This is a genomic window from Sphingomonas sp. R647 (assembly GCF_020177055.1).
Taxonomy (GTDB): domain Bacteria; phylum Pseudomonadota; class Alphaproteobacteria; order Sphingomonadales; family Sphingomonadaceae; genus Sphingomonas.
Window position 1 is genome coordinate 409,761 of the sequence record NZ_JAIQXT010000002.1, and the last position, 20,278, is coordinate 430,038.

Here is a 20,278-nt window from a genome sequence, read left to right on the forward strand (position 1 = left end):
CGGGCGGCTGGTGGCTGTGGCAGCGCGTCGGCGTTGATGTCGCGCTCGGCGCAGTCATCGCGTGGTGCGGCTGAGGGCTATTCCTCGCGCAGGCGCGGCATCAGTTCGACGAAATTGCAGGGGCGGTGGCGGATGTCGAGTTGGGTGGCGAGGATGTCGTCCCAGCCATCCTTGACCGCGCCGGTAGAGCCGGGAAGCGCGAAGATATAGGTGCCGCGCGCGACGCAGGCGGTGGCGCGTGACTGGATGGTCGAGGTGCCGATCTTGGCGTAGCTGAGGAAACGGAACAGCTCGCCAAAGCCCGGGATCATCTTGTCGGCGACGCGCTCCAGTGCTTCGGGCGTGACGTCGCGACCGGTGACGCCGGTGCCGCCGGTGGTGATGATGCAGTCGACCTGCTCGTCATCGATCCATGCATGGAGCTTGCCGACGATCAGGTCGGGATCGTCTCGTACGATCGCACGGTCGGCCAGTTCATGGCCCGCGCCGGTCAGCCGTTCGACCAGCGTGTCTCCCGAGCGGTCGTCCGCGTGGGTCCGGGTATCGGAGACGGTGAGGACTGCGATCCGGACGGGCCGGAACGCGATGCTGTCGTCAATTGGCACCGGTCACACGATCGTCCTGCGGCACCGAAGCGGTCATGCGCACGGCCGTCGCGCCGTTGCTGCCCGGAACCTTGGGCCACATGCCCTGGCTCATCGCCGCGCGGCTGCTGCTCTCGCGCCCGGCATGCTTCTCATACATCCAGTAGTTGCGCAGCACGGTCATGACGTAGCCGCGCGTCTCCCAATAGGGGATGCTCTCGATGTAGAGCAGCGGATCGCCCTTGTCGCGGATCTGTACGTTCCAGTTGGTCACCGGGGTCGGCCCGGCATTATAGGCGGCGATCACCTTGGGCAGCAGACCGCCGGTAAAGGGCTGGTCGCGCAGTTGTTCGATGTAGGACTGGCCGACCTCGATATTGGTCGAGGGGCGGGTGAGGTCGGCGCGGCCGATGCTGACGCCGCGCTTGCGGGCGATATCGGTGGCGGCGGCGGGCATGATCTGCATCAGACCATAAGCTCCGGCCGGGCTCTGTACCTTGGCGTCGAAGCGCGATTCCTGAAGCGTGTGGGCGAACACCAGCGCTTTGTCGACGCGCCAGCCGCCATCGGGGGTCCAGTCGGGCGCGGGATAGCGCGCTTCCTCAACCGGGCGCGCGCCGACCGGGCAGTTATGCGTCAGCCACAGCTGCGTCGCGGGCAGGCCAAGCCGCCCGGCGAGCCGGGTGAGCGAGGCGTGTTCGCGCGCGTCGCCGATCTTCGACTGATGCTTGATGACCTCGCTGGCCAACGCATCCTCGCCGATCTCGGCCAGCGCCGCCGCAACGCGGACATTGGGGCGGCGGTCGAGCGCCTTCCAGTCGGCGGCGACGAACTTCTCGGCGCGGACCGGCGCTTCCTTCATGCCCAGCGCCTGACGCGCGAGCATGCCGTAAAAGGTTTCGTCATGCTGCGCCGCGCTTTTGAGGCGCGCGCTGACGAGGTCGGGGCGGCCACACGCCATGTCGGCGCGTGAAGCCCAATAGAGACCGGCGGTGCGCTTTTCGGTGTCGGCAGCGCGCTGCGCGACCGCTGTGAACGCGGCCTGCGCGCCGGCGCAGTCATTCTGGCGCCATGCAGCAAGGCCCTGCACCCAGTCCGCGAGCGGGGCGAACTCGCCGCTGCCGGTCTGAGCGAGCGCGGCGACGCGGCGCGCATCGGCATCGCGACCGATCGTATAGTACATCCACGCAATCCGCTGGCGCCATTCGGTCAGCGTTTCCGGGTCGAGTTCGGCGGCGCGGGTGTCGATCAGCGCCTCAGCCCCGGGGGCGTCGTCGAGCTTGACCAGTGGGGTCATCGCGGCGGCGACCTGAGCAGCGGCGGCATCCGACTTGGCCGAGCGGTAGCGTTTGCGGATCGGCGCGCCTGCATGCCAGATCATCCGCTGGGCGACGGGAAGTGCGGGCAATTCGGCCGCGCCACGCAGCTTGGCGAGGCGGGCGATCTGATCGGCCTGCGGCAATTGCGGCCCTTCGCCCAGGACTTCCATCAATTGCGGCAGTTCGACCTTCGGCGATCCCTTCGCGAGGTAGAGTTCGGCGCGAGCAGTGGCGTGGAGCAGGCCAGGGCGCATTGCGGCGAGCTTGATCTGCGCGTCGGCCCAACGTTGCTCTCTGATCGCGGCAAACACGGCACGATATGCCTCACGCTCTTCACGCGACAGCTGGGCGGGGACGCCGTCGCTCGCTTCGCGCCGTTCGACGCTCGACGGGATCCGCTCGTCCGAGGCGTGCGCCATCAGCGGCGCGATCAAGGCGCAGGCGGCTAGCAGGATACGCGCAGTCACAGGCTCTGCCCCCCGATCAACAATTGCAGGTCTTTCCAGGCATCGGCCTTCGCCGCCGGCTTGTTCAGCAGGAAGCGCGGGTGACGAATGGCGACGACGTCCGATTTTCCGCCAGAATAGTTAAATGGCGTTAAACCTTCACGATTTTTGTCGGCGTCAGTCCCGAGAACGGCACGGCTCGTCGCCTGGCCGAGTAGGAGCAGGCGCTGGGGAGCCGCGAGCGCGATGTGGTGACGCAGAATCTCGCCGAGTTTTTCATCGAGATCGCGCGGCACCTGCCCCGTGATCGGCCGCGCGGCGCAGAGCGGGACCAGGTAGATCGACTCGCGCGACTGGCCAATCGCCGCGAGAATCCGGTCGAACAGCCTGCCTGCCGCGCCATCCAGCAATGCGGGGGCGGTGCCGTCGAACTCGGGAAGGTCGGTGACGACCATCAGCGGCGCCGTGTGATCACCCTCGGCCGGGGCGATCGGTTCGCCTGTCGCGGCTTCCGGAGCGCCTGAACCGTAGCGCCAGTCGAGAAACGCCTCGATCGTCGCGGGCAGCGGGGCTTCGGGTTCGGGACCGGATGGGATCGGGCGGCCTGGCGTTTCGGGCTGTGCCGTAGGGGCAGGGCGCGCGGTCCAGTCGCGCGGATCGTCTTCGACCAGCACGTCGACCCCCGCATCGCGCCACCAGTTGAGTGCGCTTGCGGCTTCGGCCCGCCAGTCCATGACCCCCTCAATACCCATAAACCCACAGAGTCATGCCTTGACGCCAGCGTCAATCTGCCTTCATCGGGGCAGGGACAGAATGCGCCGGACACACGACGAGATGTTACGCCGGTGTTCCGAGAGGAGACAGGAAGTGAGCGAACGCGAGTCGATGCCGTATGACGTGGTGATCGTGGGCGCGGGGCCGGCGGGCCTTGCGGCGGCGATCCGGCTGAAACAGCTGGCCAATGAAGCGGGCAGCGAAATCGCCGTGTGCGTGCTCGAAAAAGGGTCAGAGGTCGGCGCGCATATCCTGTCGGGTGCGGTGATCGATCCGAAGGCGCTCGACGAGCTGCTTCCCGAATGGCGCGAGTCCGGCTGCCCGCTGGCGCAGGTGCCGGTGACCGACAACCAGCACTGGCTGTTGTCGAAAAAGGGCAAGTGGGCGATCCCGCACTTCATCACGCCCAAGTTCATGCACAATGAGGGCACCTATACCGGCAGCCTCGGCAGCCTGTGCCGCTGGCTGGCCGAACAGGCCGAGGGGCTGGGGGTCGAGATTTTCCCCGGCTTTGCCGCTGCCGAAATCCTGTACAATGACGACGGGTCGGTGAAGGGCGTCGCGACCGGCGACATGGGCGTGGCGCGCGATGGCACGCGCAAGCATGACTATCAGCCCGGGCTTGAGCTGCACGCGCGCTACACGCTGTTCGGTGAGGGCGTGCGCGGCCATCTGTCGAAGCAGGTCCAGCGCCAGTTCGCGCTGTGCGAGGGTGTCGAGCCGCAAATCTATGGCCTTGGCGTCAAGGAATTGTGGGACATCGACCCTGCGCTGCATGAGCCGGGCCGGGTGATCCATACCCAGGGCTGGCCGCTTAACGAGACCGCCGGGTCGAATGGCGGCGGGTTCCTGTACCATCAGGCAAACGGGCAGGTGGCGTTGGGCTTCGTCACCTGGCTCAATTACTCCAACCCCTATCTCTCGCCGTTTCAGGAGATGCAGCGCTGGAAGACGCATCCGGCGATCGCGGAGCTGCTCAAGGGCGGCAAGCGCGTCAGCTATGGCGCGCGGGCGATCAGCGATGGCGGGCTGCAGTCGATCCCGAAGCTGGTGTTCCCCGGCGGTGCACTGATCGGCGACAGCGCGGGCTTCCTCAACGTGCCGCGGATCAAGGGCACGCATGGCGCGATGAAGAGCGGCATGATGGCAGCCGGGGCGGCGTTCGCGGCGGTCGCTGCGGATCGCTCGGGCGATGAACTGACCGCCTATCCCGAAGCGTTCGCGGCGAGCTGGCTCTACAAGGAGCTGAGCATCGTCCGCAACGTGGTGCCGCTGGTCAAGAAGTTCGGCGATCTGGTCGGATCGGGCCTCGCCAACGTCACCATGTTCCTTGAGAGCTGGGGCATCAAAATGCCCTTCACGCTCGGGCACAAGCCCGACCATGAGAGCCTGTGGCGCAAGGATTTGGTCCAGCCGATCGACTATCCCAAGCCCGATGGCGTGTTGACCTTCGACCGTCTGTCGTCGGTGTTCCTGTCGAACACCAACCATGAGGAGGACCAGCCGGTCCACCTGACGCTGAAGGACCCGGACATCCCGGTCGCCTACGACCTGCCGATGTATGACGAGCCGGCGCAGCGTTATTGCCCGGCGGGCGTTTACGAGATTGTCGGCGAGGAAACGGGCGACCCGAAGTTCGTGATCAACGCGCAGAATTGCGTCCACTGCAAGACCTGTGACATCAAGGATCCGACGCAGAACATCAACTGGGTCGTCCCCGAGGGCGGCGGAGGTCCGAACTATCCCAACATGTAAGCATCTCGTTCTGCCGATCGCGGTACTTGCCCTGGCGCTGCCCGGAACCGCCCGCGCCGACCTTGGCGAATATGTGAAGGCGCGTGCGGCGGCGGCGGACGGTGCGGTCGATGCCGCTGCGGCGGGCTATGCCGCTGCGTTGACGGCGGCGCCGGGCGATGAGGTGGTGGCGATCCGTGCCTATCGCAACGCACTGGCGGCGGGCGATCTGGTGCTGGCGCGGCGCGCGGCGGCGGTGCTGGTGCGATCGGACGTTGCGCCGCCGGATACCGCGATCCTCGCTTTTGCCGATGCGGTGCGCACGCGGGACAAGCTTGCCATCGACGACGCGCTCGGGCGGATCGGGGCGGGGCCGCTCGATTTCCTGACGCCAGTTCTGCGCGCATGGGTTGCTTTCGATCGCGGGGGCGATCCGTTTCCGATCCTCGACGGCGCCAGCGAAAGCGGGCTGAGCCGCCGCTACATTGCCGAGCATCGCGCCTTGCTGCTGCTCGCCTCGAAGCGTCGCGACGAAGGAATTGCGGCACTGCGCGCGGCGATGGGGACTGACCCCGGAAGCATCGACCTGCGCTGGAACGCGGCAAGCCTGCTCGCCGGCATTGGCGAGCGGCGGCTGGCGGGCGAGCTACTCGCGGGCGACGATCCGACGATGGTCGGGCTGCGCAACGGGCTGGTTGGCGCGCGGCCCGGTGCCGCGTTCGCGACCAGCCGCGTGCTGACACGTCTCGCTGCCGACCTTGGCGGGCAGGAAACCCAGACGCTCGCAATCCTGCTTACGCGTTCGGCGCTGTCGCTCGATCCAGGCGACGATCGCGCGCGGCTGTTGCTGGCCGCCGCGTTGGGCGGGGAGGGCGCGTTCGACCGGGCGCAACTGGTGTTGGGTTCGATCAGACCGACCAGCCCCTTCTACGGCGCGGCGCAGGCCGAGCGCATCGAGCTTCGCCGCAAGCAGGGCGATCCCGCGCAGGCGCTGGCGCTCGCGCAATCGCTTGCGACCGCGCGCGGGGCGAGCGAGCGCGATGTGCGGCGCTATGCTGACATCCTGTCCGATCAGGGGCGCGATGCCGAGGCGGCGCCCCTCTATGCCGACGCGCTGGCACGGGCTGGGGCGGACGCGACCTGGATCCACCATTTGCAGCTTGGCGGCGCGCTTGAGCGATCGGGGAACTGGGCAGGGGCGCTGCCCCATTTGCGCAAGGCGGTGGAGCTGGCGCCGGACGAGCCGGTGGCGCTCAACTATCTGGGTTATGCGCAGGTCGAGCACGGCGAGAATTTGGCGGAGGCGGTCGCGCTGCTCGAACGCGCCAACCGGCTGCGGCCCGACGATCCCGCGATCACCGACTCGCTCGGCTGGGGCTATTATCGCAGCGGCGACATCGCCCGCGCGCTGCCGCTGCTGGAACAGGCGGCGCAGGGGCAGCCGGGGAGCGCGACGATCAACGAGCATCTTGGCGACGCCTATTGGCGTGCCGGGCGGCGGTTCGAGGCACGCTATGCCTGGCGCGCGGCGTCGATCTATGCCGAGGGTGAGCAGAAGGCGCGGCTGGCGACCAAGCTGGCCGATGGCGTCGTGCAGAGGATGGCGGCAAACTGACCTTGATCGAGCACGCTCCGGCCAAGCTCAACCTGGCGCTGCACGTGCGGCGGCGGCGGGATGACGGCTATCACGAATTGGAGACGCTGTTTGCGTTCGTGCGCGACGGTGATGTCGTGCGGCTGGACCCGGACGGCGAGGGCTTTGCGGTCGAGGGGCCGTTTGGCGCGGTGCTGGCGGGCGAGGGCGACAATCTGGTGACGCGGGCGCGCGATGCGTTTGGCGCGGCGTTCGGGATGGCGACGCCTGGACGGATCACGCTCGACAAACGCCTGCCGGTCGCATCGGGGCTGGGCGGTGGGTCGGCGGATGCGGCGGCGACGCTGCGGCTGCTGGCGCGGCGTGCGGGTGTGTCGATCGATGATCCGCGGCTGTTCGCGGTAGCCGATGCGCTGGGGTCGGACGTTCCGGCGTGCCTTTATGGGCGAACTGCAATCGGAACCGGGCGCGGCGAGCAGTTGGAGTGGATCGACGGTGCCCCGGGCGTGCCGGTCTTGCTGGTCAATCCGGGGGTGGCGGTTTCGACCGGCGCGGTGTTTCGTGCGTGGGACGGGCTTGATCACGGCCCGATCCCGTCGGCTGGATCGTTGATCGAGCGCGCGAAAGCTGGACGCAACGATCTCTATCCGCCCGCAATGCAGATCGCGCGCGACATCCAGACTGCGATCATTTGGCTGGACGCGCAGCCGGGCGCGGACCTTTGTCGGATGTCGGGGTCGGGGGCGACGTGCTTTGCCACGTTTGATACGGCCGCAGCATGCGCGGATGCCGCCCGGCGGCTACCGCTGCAATGTCCCGGCTGGTGGTGTCTCGAAACGGTGCTGTCGTGACACTTTGCTGCGTCATAATGGGACTGCCCGTGCCCCGAACCAGTCCGCACAGGAGGGGGCGGGCGACTGGCCCCGTTCTTGCTGAGGCTTCACTGCGGGTCATGCGCCGGGAGCGAGACGCCCGTGGGTGGCCCCCGTCTTCGGACGGGCGCCATCCTCGCCCCGCGCGGCACCGATGATCCGCCTCCAGTTCGCCGAAGCGACGGCGCTGCTGACCCTTGATCGCGCGGGTGCGCGCAACGCGCTGCCGATTGCGGCGTGGGATGCGATTGCCGACGCTGCTGAGGCGGTTGCGGCGAGCGAGGCGCGTGTCCTGATCCTGCAATCGGCGATGCCGGGGATGTTCTCGGCGGGCGCGGATTTGGCCGAGTTTGCGGCGCTGGTGACCGATCCTGCGCTGCGCACCCGGTTCCGAACCGCGATGGCGCGCGGGATTGAAGCGGTGGCGGCGCTACCGATCCCGGTGATCGCTGTGGTTGATGGTGGGTGCTTTGGCGCAGCCGTCGCGCTGACGCTGGGGTGCGATATCGTCGTTGCGGGCGATGCGGCGGTGTTTGCGACCACTCCGGCAAAGCTCGGCATCGGCTATCCGGCGCGCGATGTGGGACGGCTGCGTGCGCGGGTGGGGATGGGGCAGGCGGCGCGGATGTTGTTTACCGGCGACCGGATCTACGCGGACGAGGCTGCGCGGATCGGGCTCGCGCATCGCAGGGTAGCGGATGCGGGCGTGGAGGCAAGGGCGATGGCCGAGCTGATCGCGACCAACGATGCCGATGCCGTGCGAATGCTGAAGGCGGTCCTTTGCGATCCTGATGCGCCCGGCCATGATCAGGCGTTCGAGGACGCATTCGGCTCGCCCGCTTTTGCCCAGCGGCTCGATGCGTTTCTGGCGGGGAAACGATGAGTATCGTTGAACGGATCGAGGGCGATGGCGACGTGCTGATCCTGTGCGATCACGCCAGCAATCATGTTCCCGCTGATATCGATCTTGGCATCGACCCGGCCTTGCTTGACCGCCACATCGCGATCGACATCGGCGCGGCGGCGGTGAGCCGGGGGCTGGCGGCGCGGCTGGGAGCGCCCGCGGTCCTTGCCACCGTCTCTCGGCTGGTGATCGACCTCAATCGTGAGACTGATGCGCTCGGCCTAATCCCGCACGCCAGCGACGGCCATGCAATTCCAGGGAATGACGGGGCCGATCGCGCGGAGCGGATCGCGCGCTTCCACGCTCCCTATCATCGCACTATCGCCGCGCAGGTGCGGACTCAGCGTCCGGCGCTGATCGTCTCGGTCCACAGCTTCACCCCGGCACTGGAAAGCGGCATCGCCGCGCCCCGGCCGTGGGAAGCGGGCATCCTCTACAATCGCGATGCTCGCGCCGCGCGGCTGGCGGTGGACTGGCTGGCGGCGCAGGGTATCGTCACCGGCGACAATGAACCCTATTCGGGACGCCTGCTCAACGCGACGATGAACCGGCACGCCGAGGCGACCGGAACGCCGTATCTTGGCATCGAGATTCGTAATGATCTTATCTCCAGCGACGCTGGCGTGACGATGTGGTGCGAAATTCTTGGAAATTTAGTAACATTTGTGCGCAATCCGCTTGCGCAGGGGCGGCCTGCGGCGACATAGGCGCGCCATGACCAACCGTTTCGACAAATCCCGCCTGCCCTCGCGCCACGTCTCCGTCGGCCCCGAGCGCGCGCCGCACCGCAGCTATTACTACGCCATGGGCCTGAGCGAGGAAGAAATCGCCCGCCCGTTCGTCGCGCTTGCCAGCGCGGGCAATGACAGCGCGCCTTGCAACACCACGCTCGACGCCCAGGCCGATGCCGCGCGCAAGGGCGTGAGCGACAATGGCGGGATGCCGCGCCGGTTCAACACGATCACCGTGACCGACGGCATCGCGATGGGGCATCAGGGGATGAAATCCTCGCTGGTCAGCCGCGAAGTGATTGCCGACTCGGTCGAACTGAGCGTGCGCGGCCATTGCTATGACGCACTGGTCGGCTTTGCCGGGTGCGACAAGTCGCTGCCGGGCATGATGATGGCGATGCTGCGCCTCAATATCCCGTCGATCTTCGTCTATGGTGGATCGATCCTGCCCGGCCGCTTCCACGAGAAGGATATCACCGTCGTCGACGTGTTCGAAGTCGTCGGCCGTTTTGCTGCGGGCAACTGCCCGATCAGCGAGGTGCACGCGATGGAAAAGGTCGCATGCCCCGGTCACGGCGCATGCGGCGGCCAGTTCACCGCCAACACCATGGCCTGTGTGGGTGAGACGATCGGCCTGTCGCTGCCCAACAGCAACATGGTCCCTGCGCCCTATAGCAGCCGCGAGCAGATCGCGATCGCCGCCGGGTACCAGGTGATGGACCTGATCGAGCGCAATTTGCGGCCGCGCGACATCTGCACACGCGAAGCATTCATCAATGCCGCGCGCGTCGTGGCGGCGACCGGTGGGTCCACCAATGCGGCGCTGCACCTGCCGGCAATGGCGCATGAAGCGGGCATCGACTTCGACCTATTCGATGTTGCAGATGCTTTCAAATCAACACCTTACATCGCTGACCTCAAGCCGGGTGGGAAGTATGTGGCAAAGGACATGTACGAGGCCGGCGGCGTGTACATGCTCATGAAGACGATGCTCGCCAATGATTTGCTCGACGGCAATTGCATGACGGTCACTGGAAAGACGCTGGGCGAGAATATCGATCAGGTGACGTGGAATCCGGACCAGAAGGTCATCTATGACGTCAAGACGCCGATCACGCCGACCGGCGGCGTTGTGGGCTTGCGCGGCAGCCTGGCTCCCGATGGCGCGATCGTGAAGGTGGCGGGAATGAGCCGCCTCGTGTTTGAAGGGCCAGCACGCTGTTTCGACTGCGAAGAGGATGCCTTTGCTGCGGTTGAGGCGCGATCCATCAACGAGGGCGAGGTAATCATCATCCGCTATGAAGGGCCAAAGGGCGGACCGGGCATGCGCGAAATGCTCTCGACCACTGCCGCGCTCTATGGGCTGGGGCTGGGCGAGAAGGTCGCGCTGATCACCGATGGGCGATTCTCGGGCGGAACGCGTGGCTTTTGCATCGGCCATGTCGGGCCGGAGGCGGCCGAGGGCGGGCCGATCGCGCTGGTCGAGGATGGCGATGCGATTCGCATCGACGCGGAGGCGGGGACGATCGACCTACTCGTCGCCGACGATGTGCTGGCCGAGCGCCTTGCGCGCTGGCAGCCGCGCAGCAATGACTATCAATCGGGTGCGCTGTGGCGCTATGCGCAGAATGTCGGACCTGCCTATAAGGGCGCGGTGACGCATCCGGGGGCGAAGTCCGAAACGCATGTCTTTGCGGATATCTAGTTGTTTGAGCGCGGCGGCGTTGCTGATGCTCGCCGCCTGCGATCCGGGACCGGTCAAGACCAAGGCGGACCATGCGCAGGACGCCCGCGCGCAGCAGGCGCGTGACGCGGCGGAGGGGCGCATCCCGTGTGCGCTCGGCGGCGGCGATGACTTCACCACGCGCTGCACGATCGACCGCGCGCAGACGCAGGACGGGCTGATCCTGACCGTTCGCCACCCCGATGGCGGGTTCCACCGGCTGCGGGTCACGCGCGACGGGCGCGGCGTGATCGCCGCCGATGGCGCCAGTGCGGCAAGCGTGACGATCATCGATAAGGATGCGATCGAGGTGGCGATCGACGATGCGCGCTATCGCCTGCCCGCGACGGTGAAGGGCGCGGCCAGGAAGTGAACGCAACGCGGCGATGGGGCTGGGCGCTGTTCTGGCTGATCATCGCGGTCGCAGCAGCGTCGTTCCTGACCGACTCGTTCCGCTTCATCGCCACGCGCGAGGCGCCGACCGGCGAGACCTTCTGGGGTCGTCAAATCTGGTATTTCGCGCATGTCGCGCTCGCCATTCCCGTGCTGCTGATCGCGCCGATCCAGTTTGCGGCGTCGGTGCGTGGGCGCTGGCCATGGCTGCATCGTGCGCTGGGCCGGGTGTATCTTGCCGCATCGCTGCTTGGCGGGCTGTCTGCGCTGCATCTGGGCAGCACGATCGCCGCGCAGGAGACGCAGGTGCCGCTGACGTTGTTTGCAGCGGTTTGGATCGGCTTTGTCGTGTTGGCATGGCAGGCAGCGCGGCGGAAGCGGTTCGATCTGCATCGCGGCTTTGTCATCCGCGCGACCGCGATCGCGCTGTCGTTCGTGTGGGTACGGATGATGGCCGCCGGGGATGGGGTGCTGCTGGCGTTTATTGAGAATGCCGAACTGCGCGCAGCAACGCGCGGCTGGCTCAGCTTTGTCCTGCCACTCCTCGTGGTTGAGGCGTGGCTGTCGTGGTGGCCGGCCGCCAAACTGCTATTTGCACCACGCCGCGATTGAGCCTATCGCCGTCTCCGCCAGAGGGCCGGGCGGCCGCGTTGCATGCAAGTGCACCGAGGAAAGTCCGGGCTCCACGGAAAAACGGTGCCGGGTAACGCCCGGCGGTCCCGGTTCGCCGGGGTCAGGGAAAGTGCCACAGAGAGCAGACCGCCCACTGGTCTTCGGACTGAGGGCAAGGGTGAAAGGGTGCGGCAAGAGCGCACCGCGCGACCGGCAACGGAAGCGGCACGGCAAACCCCACCGGGAGCAAGATCGAATAGGGACCGCGCATGGGGAGTTCCGCCCCGCGGTCCGGGTTGATTGCTTGAGCCCCCATGCAAATGTGGGCCTAGAGGAATGGTCGCCTATCGCGCGCACCTCCCCTTGGGGAAAGGGCCGCGTGGACAGAACCCGGCTTACAGGCCCTCTGGCACCTGATTTCGTCTGAATTGCAGGACTTGTCACCGCATCCCCCGCTGGGGGATAAGGGAGGCGGAGGCGAGACCGATGGAACGCGGAATCCTGTTCGGCGCGGGTGTGTCGCTCGCAGCGATGATCTCCGGCCACGCCGAGGCGGGGCAGAGCGATCTACGCAAGGCGTGTGTGCAGGAAGCGAAGATGCCGACGCCGGACGACAAGTCCGGAATCGCATATGCCGACATGGTGCCGGACCGGGCGATCGAGATTTGCCGGCGCGCGCTTGACGCCGCACCAGCCGATGCGGCGATCATGGCCAACCTGGCGCGTGCGCTCTACAAGGCGGAACGTTATGCAGAGGCGCTGCCCCTGCTCGAGCGGGCGGTCAAGGCCGGCAACATCCAGGCGCTGAATACGCTGACCAACATGTACAAGGAAGGTCGCGGGGTAGCGAAGGACCCCGCGCGCGCCTTTGCCTATTCAAAGGCTGCCGAACATCGCGACAATGTGACCGTCGCCGGGATTCTGGGCGACCATTATATGATAGGCATCGGTACCCCAGTCGATACCAGACGCGGACTCGCATTCTGGGCGCGGTCGGCAGAACTGGGCAATGCGCTCGCCGCTAACGCACTCGGTGAGACCTACCGCCAGGGCAGTTACGGAGTGACACGCGACCCTGCGCTCGCCCGCAGATGGTACAGCCGTGCGATGGCGCTGGGCCATGACGATGCGGTGGCGGCTCTTGCCTTTATGATCGACAACGGCCTTGGCGGGACTGCGGACCCGGTTGAGGCGCGCAAACTGTACAAGGTCGCGTCGGATCGCGGATCAGGCTGGGGCGCGGAAAATCTCGGCTGGATGTTCCAGGTTGGTCGGGGTGGGGCCAAGGATCCGGTGGAGGCCGCGCGTTACATCCGGCTGGCGGTCGATCGCGGTCAGACCAGCGCAATGCGGCGGCTCGGCAATTACTATCGCGACGGAACCGGCGTTGAGCGCGACATCCACATGGCGATCGCCTGGTATCGCAAGGCGGCCGACGCGGAGGATGACGACGCCATGGTCGAGCTGGGCGATCTCGCCGCCAGCGGCAAGGGGATGCCCCGCGACGAAGCCGCGAGCCGGGACTGGTACCGCAAGGCAGCCGAGGCCGGTAATGCGCGCGGCATGCGCAAGCTTGCCTATGACCTGGCATCGAGCGAGTTCACCGGGGTGCCAAGCGACAATCCTGCTGCGCTCAAATGGTATCATAAGCTCGCCGAAACCGACGATCCGAAGGACGCCGCCTTCGCCGCGGACGCACTCGCCGAGGGCAAGGCAGTACCGCTCGATCTCAAGGCTGCGCGGAAATACTATGAAAAGGCGCTCGCAGGCGGTGTCGAGGACAGCGCGCGGCCGCTGGTCGAAACCGTCCTGCGCGACAATCCCCTTGACGCCGAGCGCGCCTATGCCCTGCGCATCCTGACCGAGCACGCAGGCAAGGGCGAGGGGTGGGCGCTCGCGGCGCTGGCGCATCCAGGGCCGATGATAGCAGCGGCCGGGCTCCGGATCGATAGCGCGGCGTGGCGGGCGAAGATTGCGACTCTGACCGATTCCAAGGCGCTGACGGATGTCGCCCAAGCGTTGCAGGCCGGCAAGCTCGCGAAGCAGCAATTCGGACTGGCGGTGCAATATGCCAAGGCTGCGAGCGACCCGTCGGTGGCGAAAGAGTATCAGCTCAAGCTGATGCTCGACCTCAAGCTGCAGGAGGCGGCGCTGCGCGAGCTGGCGCGCTATGCCGAGGGGGAGGAGTTCAAGGCGCTTCCGGAGGATCGCAGGACCGCGCTGCTCGCGCAGTTCGACACGCCCTACGCGTTCAACTTCAACGGCGATGCATCCTACATCCCGCTGTTCGAAGCGCTTGCCAAGCTGGGGATGCGTGAGGCTGCGGCCAAATATGCCTGGCGGCTGCTCGATGACGGCGCGGGTGACCCCGTCGCCGCGTTGAAATGGTTCGAGATCGCCGCCGAACGCGGCTCGGCCGATGCGCAGCGCGCGATCGGATACCTCCACCTCAAGGGCTTTGGGGTTGAGAAGAGCGCGGTCAAGGCGGTGCGGGCCTGGGAAGAGGCCTATCGCCGGGGCGAGACCAGCGCGGCGATGAGCCTTGCGCTCTATTACAAGGGCGAGCTCGAGTTCAGCGACGCCGAGCGCGCGGGCGCGCCGCAGGTTGATCGCGCACAGGCGTTTGAATGGATGCAGCGCGCGGCGTCGTTCAGCTATGCTAATGCGGTTTTGCTGGCCCGCATGTATCTCGCTGGTGACGGGACCAAGGCCAACCCGAAAGAAGCGATCCGCCTGCTGCGTTGGGCGGTGCATTGTGGGGACTATAGCGCCCGGGTCGCGCTCGGTGAGGCCTACCTTCACGGTTCCGGTGTGGCGAAAGACCCGGAAATGGCGCTGCGCTGGTTCAAGCACGCCGCGGGTACGGGATGGAGCGGCGGCGCGCTGGCGATGGTCCGCGCATCCGCCTTGGGCTGGGGCATGAAGGCCGATGCGAAGCAGACCCGCTACTGGCTGGCCGAAGCGGTGCGGCGCGGCAGTGACGACGCGAAGAAATGGCAGGAGGCGTGCGGAGCGCAGGCGACGATCAAATGCCTGATCAAGATCGAAGGCTTCACCCCGATCCCGATCGGTCCGCAAACCGAAGGTGTGACGGCCGAGCCCGCGTTCGAGTCGCGTGAGGCACTGCTGCGCAAGGATCTCGACGCCGCGGTCGAGAACGGATCCGAATTCGCGGTGTTCGAAGGGTTCCGCAGCCTGGAGGAACACTATCTCCTTTACGGGAAGATGGACCAGTATCTCGCAACCAAGGTCCGCTCGCTGGCGATCAAGGAAGCGGCGCTGACCAACCGGTTCGGGAGCCGCGACAATTACTTCGCGCTGATCGAAAGCTCCTGCCACTGGTCGAGCGCCGCTAAGGAGGCGAATGGCGGCGGGCGGCGAGAGGCGGCGTTGTTCTTCGCCAAGGTCGCGGTCAACAAGCTGCAGGACGCGCGCAAGCGGATTTCCGACCTCGATCCATCGATCCGCGAATGCTTCATCCGGGTGCATCAGGACCGCTATCGCTACCTCGCCGGCATCTTCATGGAGATGGGGCGGTTCGGCGAAGCCGAGCATGTGCTGGCGATGCTCAAGGATTTCGAGAGCTACAATTATACCCGCGACAAACGGCGTGAGGGTGAGGCGTTCGACCAGATGCCACTCGATGCCAAGCAAACGCAAAGCATCGCGGCGTTCGACGCGGCGACCGCAGCGCTGGCACAGGCGGGGGCGGCGCGCGACCGGCTGATCGCGCTCCAGCGGCAGGGCACGCTGACTGCCGAGCAGCAGCAGGAACTGGCCGCCGCGACGACCGCGCTGGGGGCTGCGCAGACGGCGTTTCGCGGCGAACTGGGCGATCTGGCCAATGTCGTCGCCGGGCTCGACGCCGCGATGACGCCGGATCAGGAGGCGAAGGCGGATCGCGTTGCGGCGATCCAGCCGCGGCTCATTTCCACCGTGCGGCGGTTGGGCAAGGATGTCGCGGCGCTGCACGCCGTGGTGTTGCCCGACAGCATCCACTGGCTGATCACCACCGCCAACTACCAGAAATCGGTCGTGGTGCCGGTCGACATCACCGCGATGCGTAAGGAAGTCGGCCTATACCGCCAGGCGATCAGCGACAAGGCGGTGTTCATCACCGACCCGGCCTCGAAGCTGTACCAGTCGGTGTTCGAGCCGGTGGACAAAGCGCTGCGTGCTGCAGGAATCCGGCAGGTGATGCTCTCGCTCGACGATGCGCTGCGCTATCTGCCGATGGCTGCGCTCCACGATGGCAAGCAGTGGCTGGCCGAGCGCTATGCCTTCAGCGCGTTCCGATCGATCGACGAGGTGCAGACGGGGCCGTCGGACGCGACCGAATGGCGCGTGGCGGCGCTGGGGGCGAGCCAGGGCGGTGCGGGGCTCAGCCCATTGCCCGCGGTTCCGGCCGAGCTGTCGGGAATTGTCCGGGCCGAGGGTAGGGCCACCGGCGTGTTCCCCGGCGTGGTCAGCCTCGATGGCGCGTTCGACCGGGCCGCATTGGGGGCGGCGATGGCCGGGGGCTATCGCGTGATCCATATCGCGTCGCACTTCGCGCTCGACCCGGCTAGCGCCGACAAATCGTTTCTGCTGCTCGGCACGGGCAAGGAACTGCCGCTGACCGACTTTATCAAGGATGGCAGCTTCACGGCGATCGACGTCGACCTGCTCGCGCTGTCGGCGTGCCAGACCGGCGTGCCGGGGGGCAACCAGAACGGGTCGGAAGTCGATGCGAGCCTCGCCGAGCTGGCGCAAAAGGCGGGTGCGTCGGCGGTTTTGGCTTCACTCTGGTCGGTGGCGGATGAATCCACCGCGGTGCTGATGCAGCGTTTCTATGCCATCCACTCCAAGGGCGGGACAAGCAAGGCCGAGGCGCTGCGCCAGGCACAGTTCGCGCTGATGACAGCGCAGGGCGCCACCGGCGTCGATCGCGGCAAGGGCCGTTCCGGGCCGGACGGGCCGACCGGCCCGGCGGTCACCGGCTATGCACATCCGTTCTACTGGGCGCCCTTCGTTCTGTTGGGGAATTGGCAGTGAAAGCGGGGAGTTTTAGACACTTGATGCGCGAGGGCAGATCGCGATAGCTCCCGTTGCCGGCGGGCATCCGCCGGGTCGGGGGGCTTAAGATGATCATCGGGATTGATCTCGGAACGACGAACAGCACGGTTGCGATTTGGCGGGATGGGCAAGCGCATTTGATCCCGAATGCGATCGGCGACTATCTGACGCCATCGGCGGTCAGTGTGACCGATGATGGCACGATCCTGGTCGGTATCGCTGCGCGGGACCGTCAATCGACCCATCCGCGCGACACGGCGACCGCGTTCAAGCGCTATATGGGGACGCGTCACCTCACCAAACTCGGCGGCATCGAATTCAGCGCCGAAGATCTTTCGGCGATCGTGCTGGGGCGCCTCAAGGCGGATGCCGAGGCGCATCTGGGGGAGCCGGTGACCGAGGCGGTGATCACTGTGCCCGCCTATTTCAACGACCGCCAGCGCAAGGCAACCCGCCGCGCGGGCGAGCTTGCCGGTCTCGATGTACGGCGTCTGCTCAACGAGCCCACCGCAGCGGCGCTTGCCTTTGGCATTCAGGACAATGCGGAGCGCGAGCCGTTTCTGGTGTTTGACCTGGGAGGCGGAACCTTCGACGTCTCGATCGTCGAGGTATTCGATGGGGTGGTCGAGGTCCGCGCTTCGGCGGGTGACAACCGCCTGGGCGGCGAGGACTTCAACGACATGTTGGCGGCATTCGCGCGGACCCGGCTCGACATGGAGACGATCGGAACACGCGTCAGTCCGGCGGTCCTCCACGAATTGATGCGCGCCGCAGCCGAGCGGACGCGGCGCGAACTGACGGTGTCCGAGCGCGCGGCATTTCGGATCACGGTCGGAGATACGGTGTTCGAAGCCGATATCTCGGCTCAGGAATTCGAAGCGCAGGGTGCCGCACTGCTCGATCGTCTGCGTGACCCGGTCCTGCGGTCGCTGCGCGAGAGCGACATCCGGGTCGATGGGTTGAGCGAGATCGTGCTGGTCGGCGGTGCCACCCGCATGCCGATCGTCCGCAAGGCCGTGACCCGGATGTTCAGCCGCTTCCCCAACGCATCGGTGCATCCCGACCATGCCGTTGGGCTGGGGGCGGCGGTTCAGGCCGGATTGCTCGCCAAGGATGCCGCGCTGGACGAGATTCGGCTGACCGATGTCTGTCCCTTTTCCCTCGGCGTGGACACGACCGAACGCGACGCGCGCGGCGCGTGGCATCCGGGGCTGTTCTCTCCCGTCATCGAACGCAACACGCCGATCCCGGCCAGCCGGATCAGCCACTTCCGAACCCTCTCCGACAATCAGCGCGAGGTGCAGTTCGGCATCTATCAGGGCGAAGCGCGCGAAGTGCGCAACAACATCAAGCTGGGTCAACTAAGCGTGCCAGTGCCGCCGCGTCCGGCCGGTGAAATCTCCGTTGAGTGCCGTTTCAGCTACGACTCCAGCGGACTGCTGGAAGTGGATGTGCGGGTCCCCGAAACCGGGATGACGCGCAATCTGGTGATCATCGACGAGGCCGACGCGATGTCGGAACGCGAGTTGGGCGAGCGCCGCGAAGCGCTGGCCGCGCTCAAATTCCATCCGCGTGACGGGAGCGAGAATGCCGCGCTGACCGCGCGCGCCACGCGCTGTTACGAGAGCTTTATCGGGGAGCATCGCGAGCGCATCGGGCAGTCGATGCTGTTGTTCCAGTCGGCGCTGGATCGACAGGATCCGCGCGCGATCCGCGTCGCGCACGAAGAACTGACCGCATTGCTCGACGCGCTCGAAGGCGAGCGCTTCCTGTGATGGTCTCTGATCCATGGCACGTGCTCGGCATCGCGCCGACCGACGATGTTCGTGCCGTCCGCCGGGCCTATGCCGCGCGACTGAAGTCCATCGAAATCGACACCGATCCCGAAGGCTATGCCGCACTGCGCCTCGCCCGTGACGCCGCGCTGCGGCTGGCGAATGGGCAGGGCGATGGCGGTGATCGGCTGGACGGCGCGGACCAATCCGGTCCGCAAAGCGAGGGCGAGCTGCGCCTTCGCGTGAACCCATTCCATGCGCCCGCGATCATGGCGCCGGCCCAAGGTGGTGGCTGGCTGTCGCTCGGCACCATTGCGCTGCCCGCCGATCCGATCATGTGGCGCTGGAGCGAGGTGATCGGCCGTTCCGACGATGGCGTTGATGCGACCATCCCGATTCCGGATCGTGCCACGCTGAAGCCGCCGCGGCTCGACGCGCATGTGGCGCAGACCATCATGGCCTTTGGCGCGATCGCCGGATCGGAACCGGAATTCGATCATTTCGAGGCCATCATCGCGATCCTGTTTCAGGATGGCGTTCGCCGCGACACCATGCCGTCGGCCGATGAGGAACGCATGCTGCTGGAGCATTTTGACGGTATCCAGCATGGCCGTCGCATCGGTGAAATGAACTATTACGCCGATGTTGAGCGCTGGTGCGCCGACATCATTGCGCATGGCGCGCCGGCGTCGAACTGCCTGATGGCGCCTGCCGCAGCTTTTTTCCGCTGGCGTGAGCGCGCCGGGGAGCTGGGCGAGGGGGAGGCGGTGGCGTTCATCAACCGCCGCCTGAAAGTCTTCGAGTTCATCGAGACGGTTTCAAAGCCGGAGCATCCCTGGAACAAGGCGTGGACCGAACTTACGACTTACGCGCATGAGCATTCGCGGCGCGGCTGGGGCGTCAAGCGCCAGCATGTTCGTGAGCTGCTTGAGCATGTGCGAAGCGAAAATCCCGACCTTGAGCAGCATTTCGACGGGACGCGGGTCGCCCTGTGGGAAACCAAGCGTGAATGGGGCAGCTTTCCGTGGGTCCAGATTGTCGTGGGCGGATTCCTGTTGCTGTCGGTCCTCGGTAAATGTTCACAGGAGATGAGCCGATCGCCGCTGCCGCCGAGCGAAGTCGCCGGCCCTGGTTACATCGCGCCTGATCTGACGCAGCAGCGCTTCCAGATCGACAATGCATTGCGGGCGCGGGGCTATACTGACCTCACGCTTGCGGTTGCCGAGCAGGAAAATCCGGAGCTGGCACAGATGCTCAAGAGCAACTGGATCGTGGTCGCAGAGGAAGGCCGGGGCATGGGTAGCTTCGAGGATCGGTTGGCCGCCGCGCTGAGCGAGCGGCTGGTCATGGCAATCCGTGGCGGTGGTTACGAGGACGTGGCCGACTATCAGCGCAACCGCGTCGCATGGGCGCAGGCCTATCGCGAGCGGGGCGTCGTCTTGTGTGACGACTATCTGCAGCGAGGGGACACGCCACCCGTGGCAGGCAGGGTTGAGTTTCAGCGACGCGAGCGGGAGATCGAGGAGCGTGTGCTGCGCACCGCCAAGGCTCCCTTCGCACCGGGCGGGAGCGAGGTCACGATTCCGGGTGAAATCGTGGCGGACGTCCTGACCCGTACGCGTTTGCCTGAAGCGCGGGTCCGTGCAAGCATGAGGGGCGACGGCGATGCGACCGATCGCTGCGCGGTCAGGATTGCGCTGCTTGACGCCGTTCTGCGGATGCCGCGAAAGCAAGGGCTCCCGATCCTACGGGCGCTGTAGCC

The 20,278-nt window shown here is 66.4% G+C and carries 14 protein-coding genes and 1 other RNA gene; 12 read left to right on the forward strand and 3 right to left on the reverse strand.

Annotation, left to right across the window (positions count from 1 at the left end; genetic code table 11):
• Window positions 1-77: 77 nt before the first annotated feature.
• From moaB to K9B35_RS05885, 3 genes are read right to left on the reverse strand one after another with little or no spacing between them, the layout of a single operon-like run.
• A complete protein-coding gene (moaB, locus tag K9B35_RS05875) occupies window positions 78-605 on the reverse strand; it encodes a molybdenum cofactor biosynthesis protein B (RefSeq protein ID WP_224920870.1) in 528 nt (175 codons plus the stop codon).
• Window positions 595-2,370, reverse strand: coding sequence for a lytic transglycosylase domain-containing protein (locus K9B35_RS05880; protein WP_318245953.1), 1,776 nt, complete (start codon window positions 2,368-2,370; stop codon window positions 595-597). Before K9B35_RS05880 ends, moaB begins: the two co-directional genes overlap by 11 nt.
• Entirely contained in the window at window positions 2,367-3,101 is a 735-nt protein-coding gene (locus K9B35_RS05885) for a uracil-DNA glycosylase family protein (RefSeq protein ID WP_224920871.1), read from the reverse strand. The genes K9B35_RS05880 and K9B35_RS05885 overlap by 4 nt, the downstream gene beginning before the upstream one ends.
• A gap of 115 nt (window positions 3,102-3,216) precedes the next feature.
• Between K9B35_RS05885 and K9B35_RS05890 the strand changes: the two genes are divergently transcribed.
• The 12 genes from K9B35_RS05890 to K9B35_RS05950 all read left to right on the forward strand — a co-directional run bounded on the left by K9B35_RS05890 (window position 3,217) and on the right by K9B35_RS05950 (window position 20,276).
• Window positions 3,217-4,878: an electron transfer flavoprotein-ubiquinone oxidoreductase gene (locus tag K9B35_RS05890; RefSeq protein WP_224920872.1), complete on the forward strand. Its 1,662-nt coding sequence runs from the start codon at window positions 3,217-3,219 to the stop codon at window positions 4,876-4,878.
• A gap of 73 nt (window positions 4,879-4,951) precedes the next feature.
• On the forward strand, window positions 4,952-6,472 hold the full coding sequence (locus K9B35_RS20275; protein WP_318245954.1) for a tetratricopeptide repeat protein: 1,521 nt from the start codon (window positions 4,952-4,954) through the stop codon (window positions 6,470-6,472).
• On the forward strand, window positions 6,469-7,302 hold the full coding sequence (locus K9B35_RS05905; RefSeq protein ID WP_412103445.1) for a 4-(cytidine 5'-diphospho)-2-C-methyl-D-erythritol kinase: 834 nt from the start codon (window positions 6,469-6,471) through the stop codon (window positions 7,300-7,302). The genes K9B35_RS20275 and K9B35_RS05905 overlap by 4 nt, the downstream gene beginning before the upstream one ends.
• A gap of 175 nt (window positions 7,303-7,477) precedes the next feature.
• Window positions 7,478-8,206 carry an enoyl-CoA hydratase/isomerase family protein gene (locus K9B35_RS05910; protein WP_224920874.1) on the forward strand — a complete coding sequence of 243 codons (729 nt, stop codon included), beginning with the start codon at window positions 7,478-7,480 and terminating at the stop codon, window positions 8,204-8,206.
• The gene (locus tag K9B35_RS05915) at window positions 8,203-8,934 is read left to right on the forward strand and encodes an N-formylglutamate amidohydrolase (RefSeq protein ID WP_224920875.1); all 732 of its coding nucleotides are present in this window, start codon (window positions 8,203-8,205) and stop codon (window positions 8,932-8,934) included. The genes K9B35_RS05910 and K9B35_RS05915 overlap by 4 nt, the downstream gene beginning before the upstream one ends.
• 7 nt (window positions 8,935-8,941) lie before the next feature.
• Window positions 8,942-10,663, forward strand: a complete 1,722-nt coding sequence (gene ilvD / locus K9B35_RS05920; protein ID WP_224920876.1) for a dihydroxy-acid dehydratase — start codon at window positions 8,942-8,944, stop codon at window positions 10,661-10,663.
• Between the two features lie 25 nt (window positions 10,664-10,688).
• Window positions 10,689-11,054, forward strand: coding sequence for a hypothetical protein (locus K9B35_RS05925; RefSeq protein ID WP_224920877.1), 366 nt, complete (start codon window positions 10,689-10,691; stop codon window positions 11,052-11,054).
• Window positions 11,051-11,686, forward strand: a complete 636-nt coding sequence (locus tag K9B35_RS05930) for a DUF2306 domain-containing protein (RefSeq protein ID WP_224920878.1) — start codon at window positions 11,051-11,053, stop codon at window positions 11,684-11,686. The genes K9B35_RS05925 and K9B35_RS05930 overlap by 4 nt, the downstream gene beginning before the upstream one ends.
• Before the next feature lie 17 nt (window positions 11,687-11,703).
• Window positions 11,704-12,100: RNase P RNA component class A (gene rnpB / locus K9B35_RS05935), an RNA gene on the forward strand.
• 72 nt (window positions 12,101-12,172) lie between these two features.
• Window positions 12,173-16,720, forward strand: coding sequence for a CHAT domain-containing protein (locus K9B35_RS05940; protein ID WP_224920879.1), 4,548 nt, complete (start codon window positions 12,173-12,175; stop codon window positions 16,718-16,720).
• Between the two features lie 89 nt (window positions 16,721-16,809).
• Window positions 16,810-18,516 carry an Hsp70 family protein gene (locus tag K9B35_RS05945; protein WP_224920880.1) on the forward strand — a complete coding sequence of 569 codons (1,707 nt, stop codon included), beginning with the start codon at window positions 16,810-16,812 and terminating at the stop codon, window positions 18,514-18,516.
• Window positions 18,516-20,276: a hypothetical protein gene (locus tag K9B35_RS05950; RefSeq protein ID WP_224920881.1), complete on the forward strand. Its 1,761-nt coding sequence runs from the start codon at window positions 18,516-18,518 to the stop codon at window positions 20,274-20,276. Before K9B35_RS05945 ends, K9B35_RS05950 begins: the two co-directional genes overlap by 1 nt.
• Window positions 20,277-20,278 lie beyond the last annotated feature (2 nt).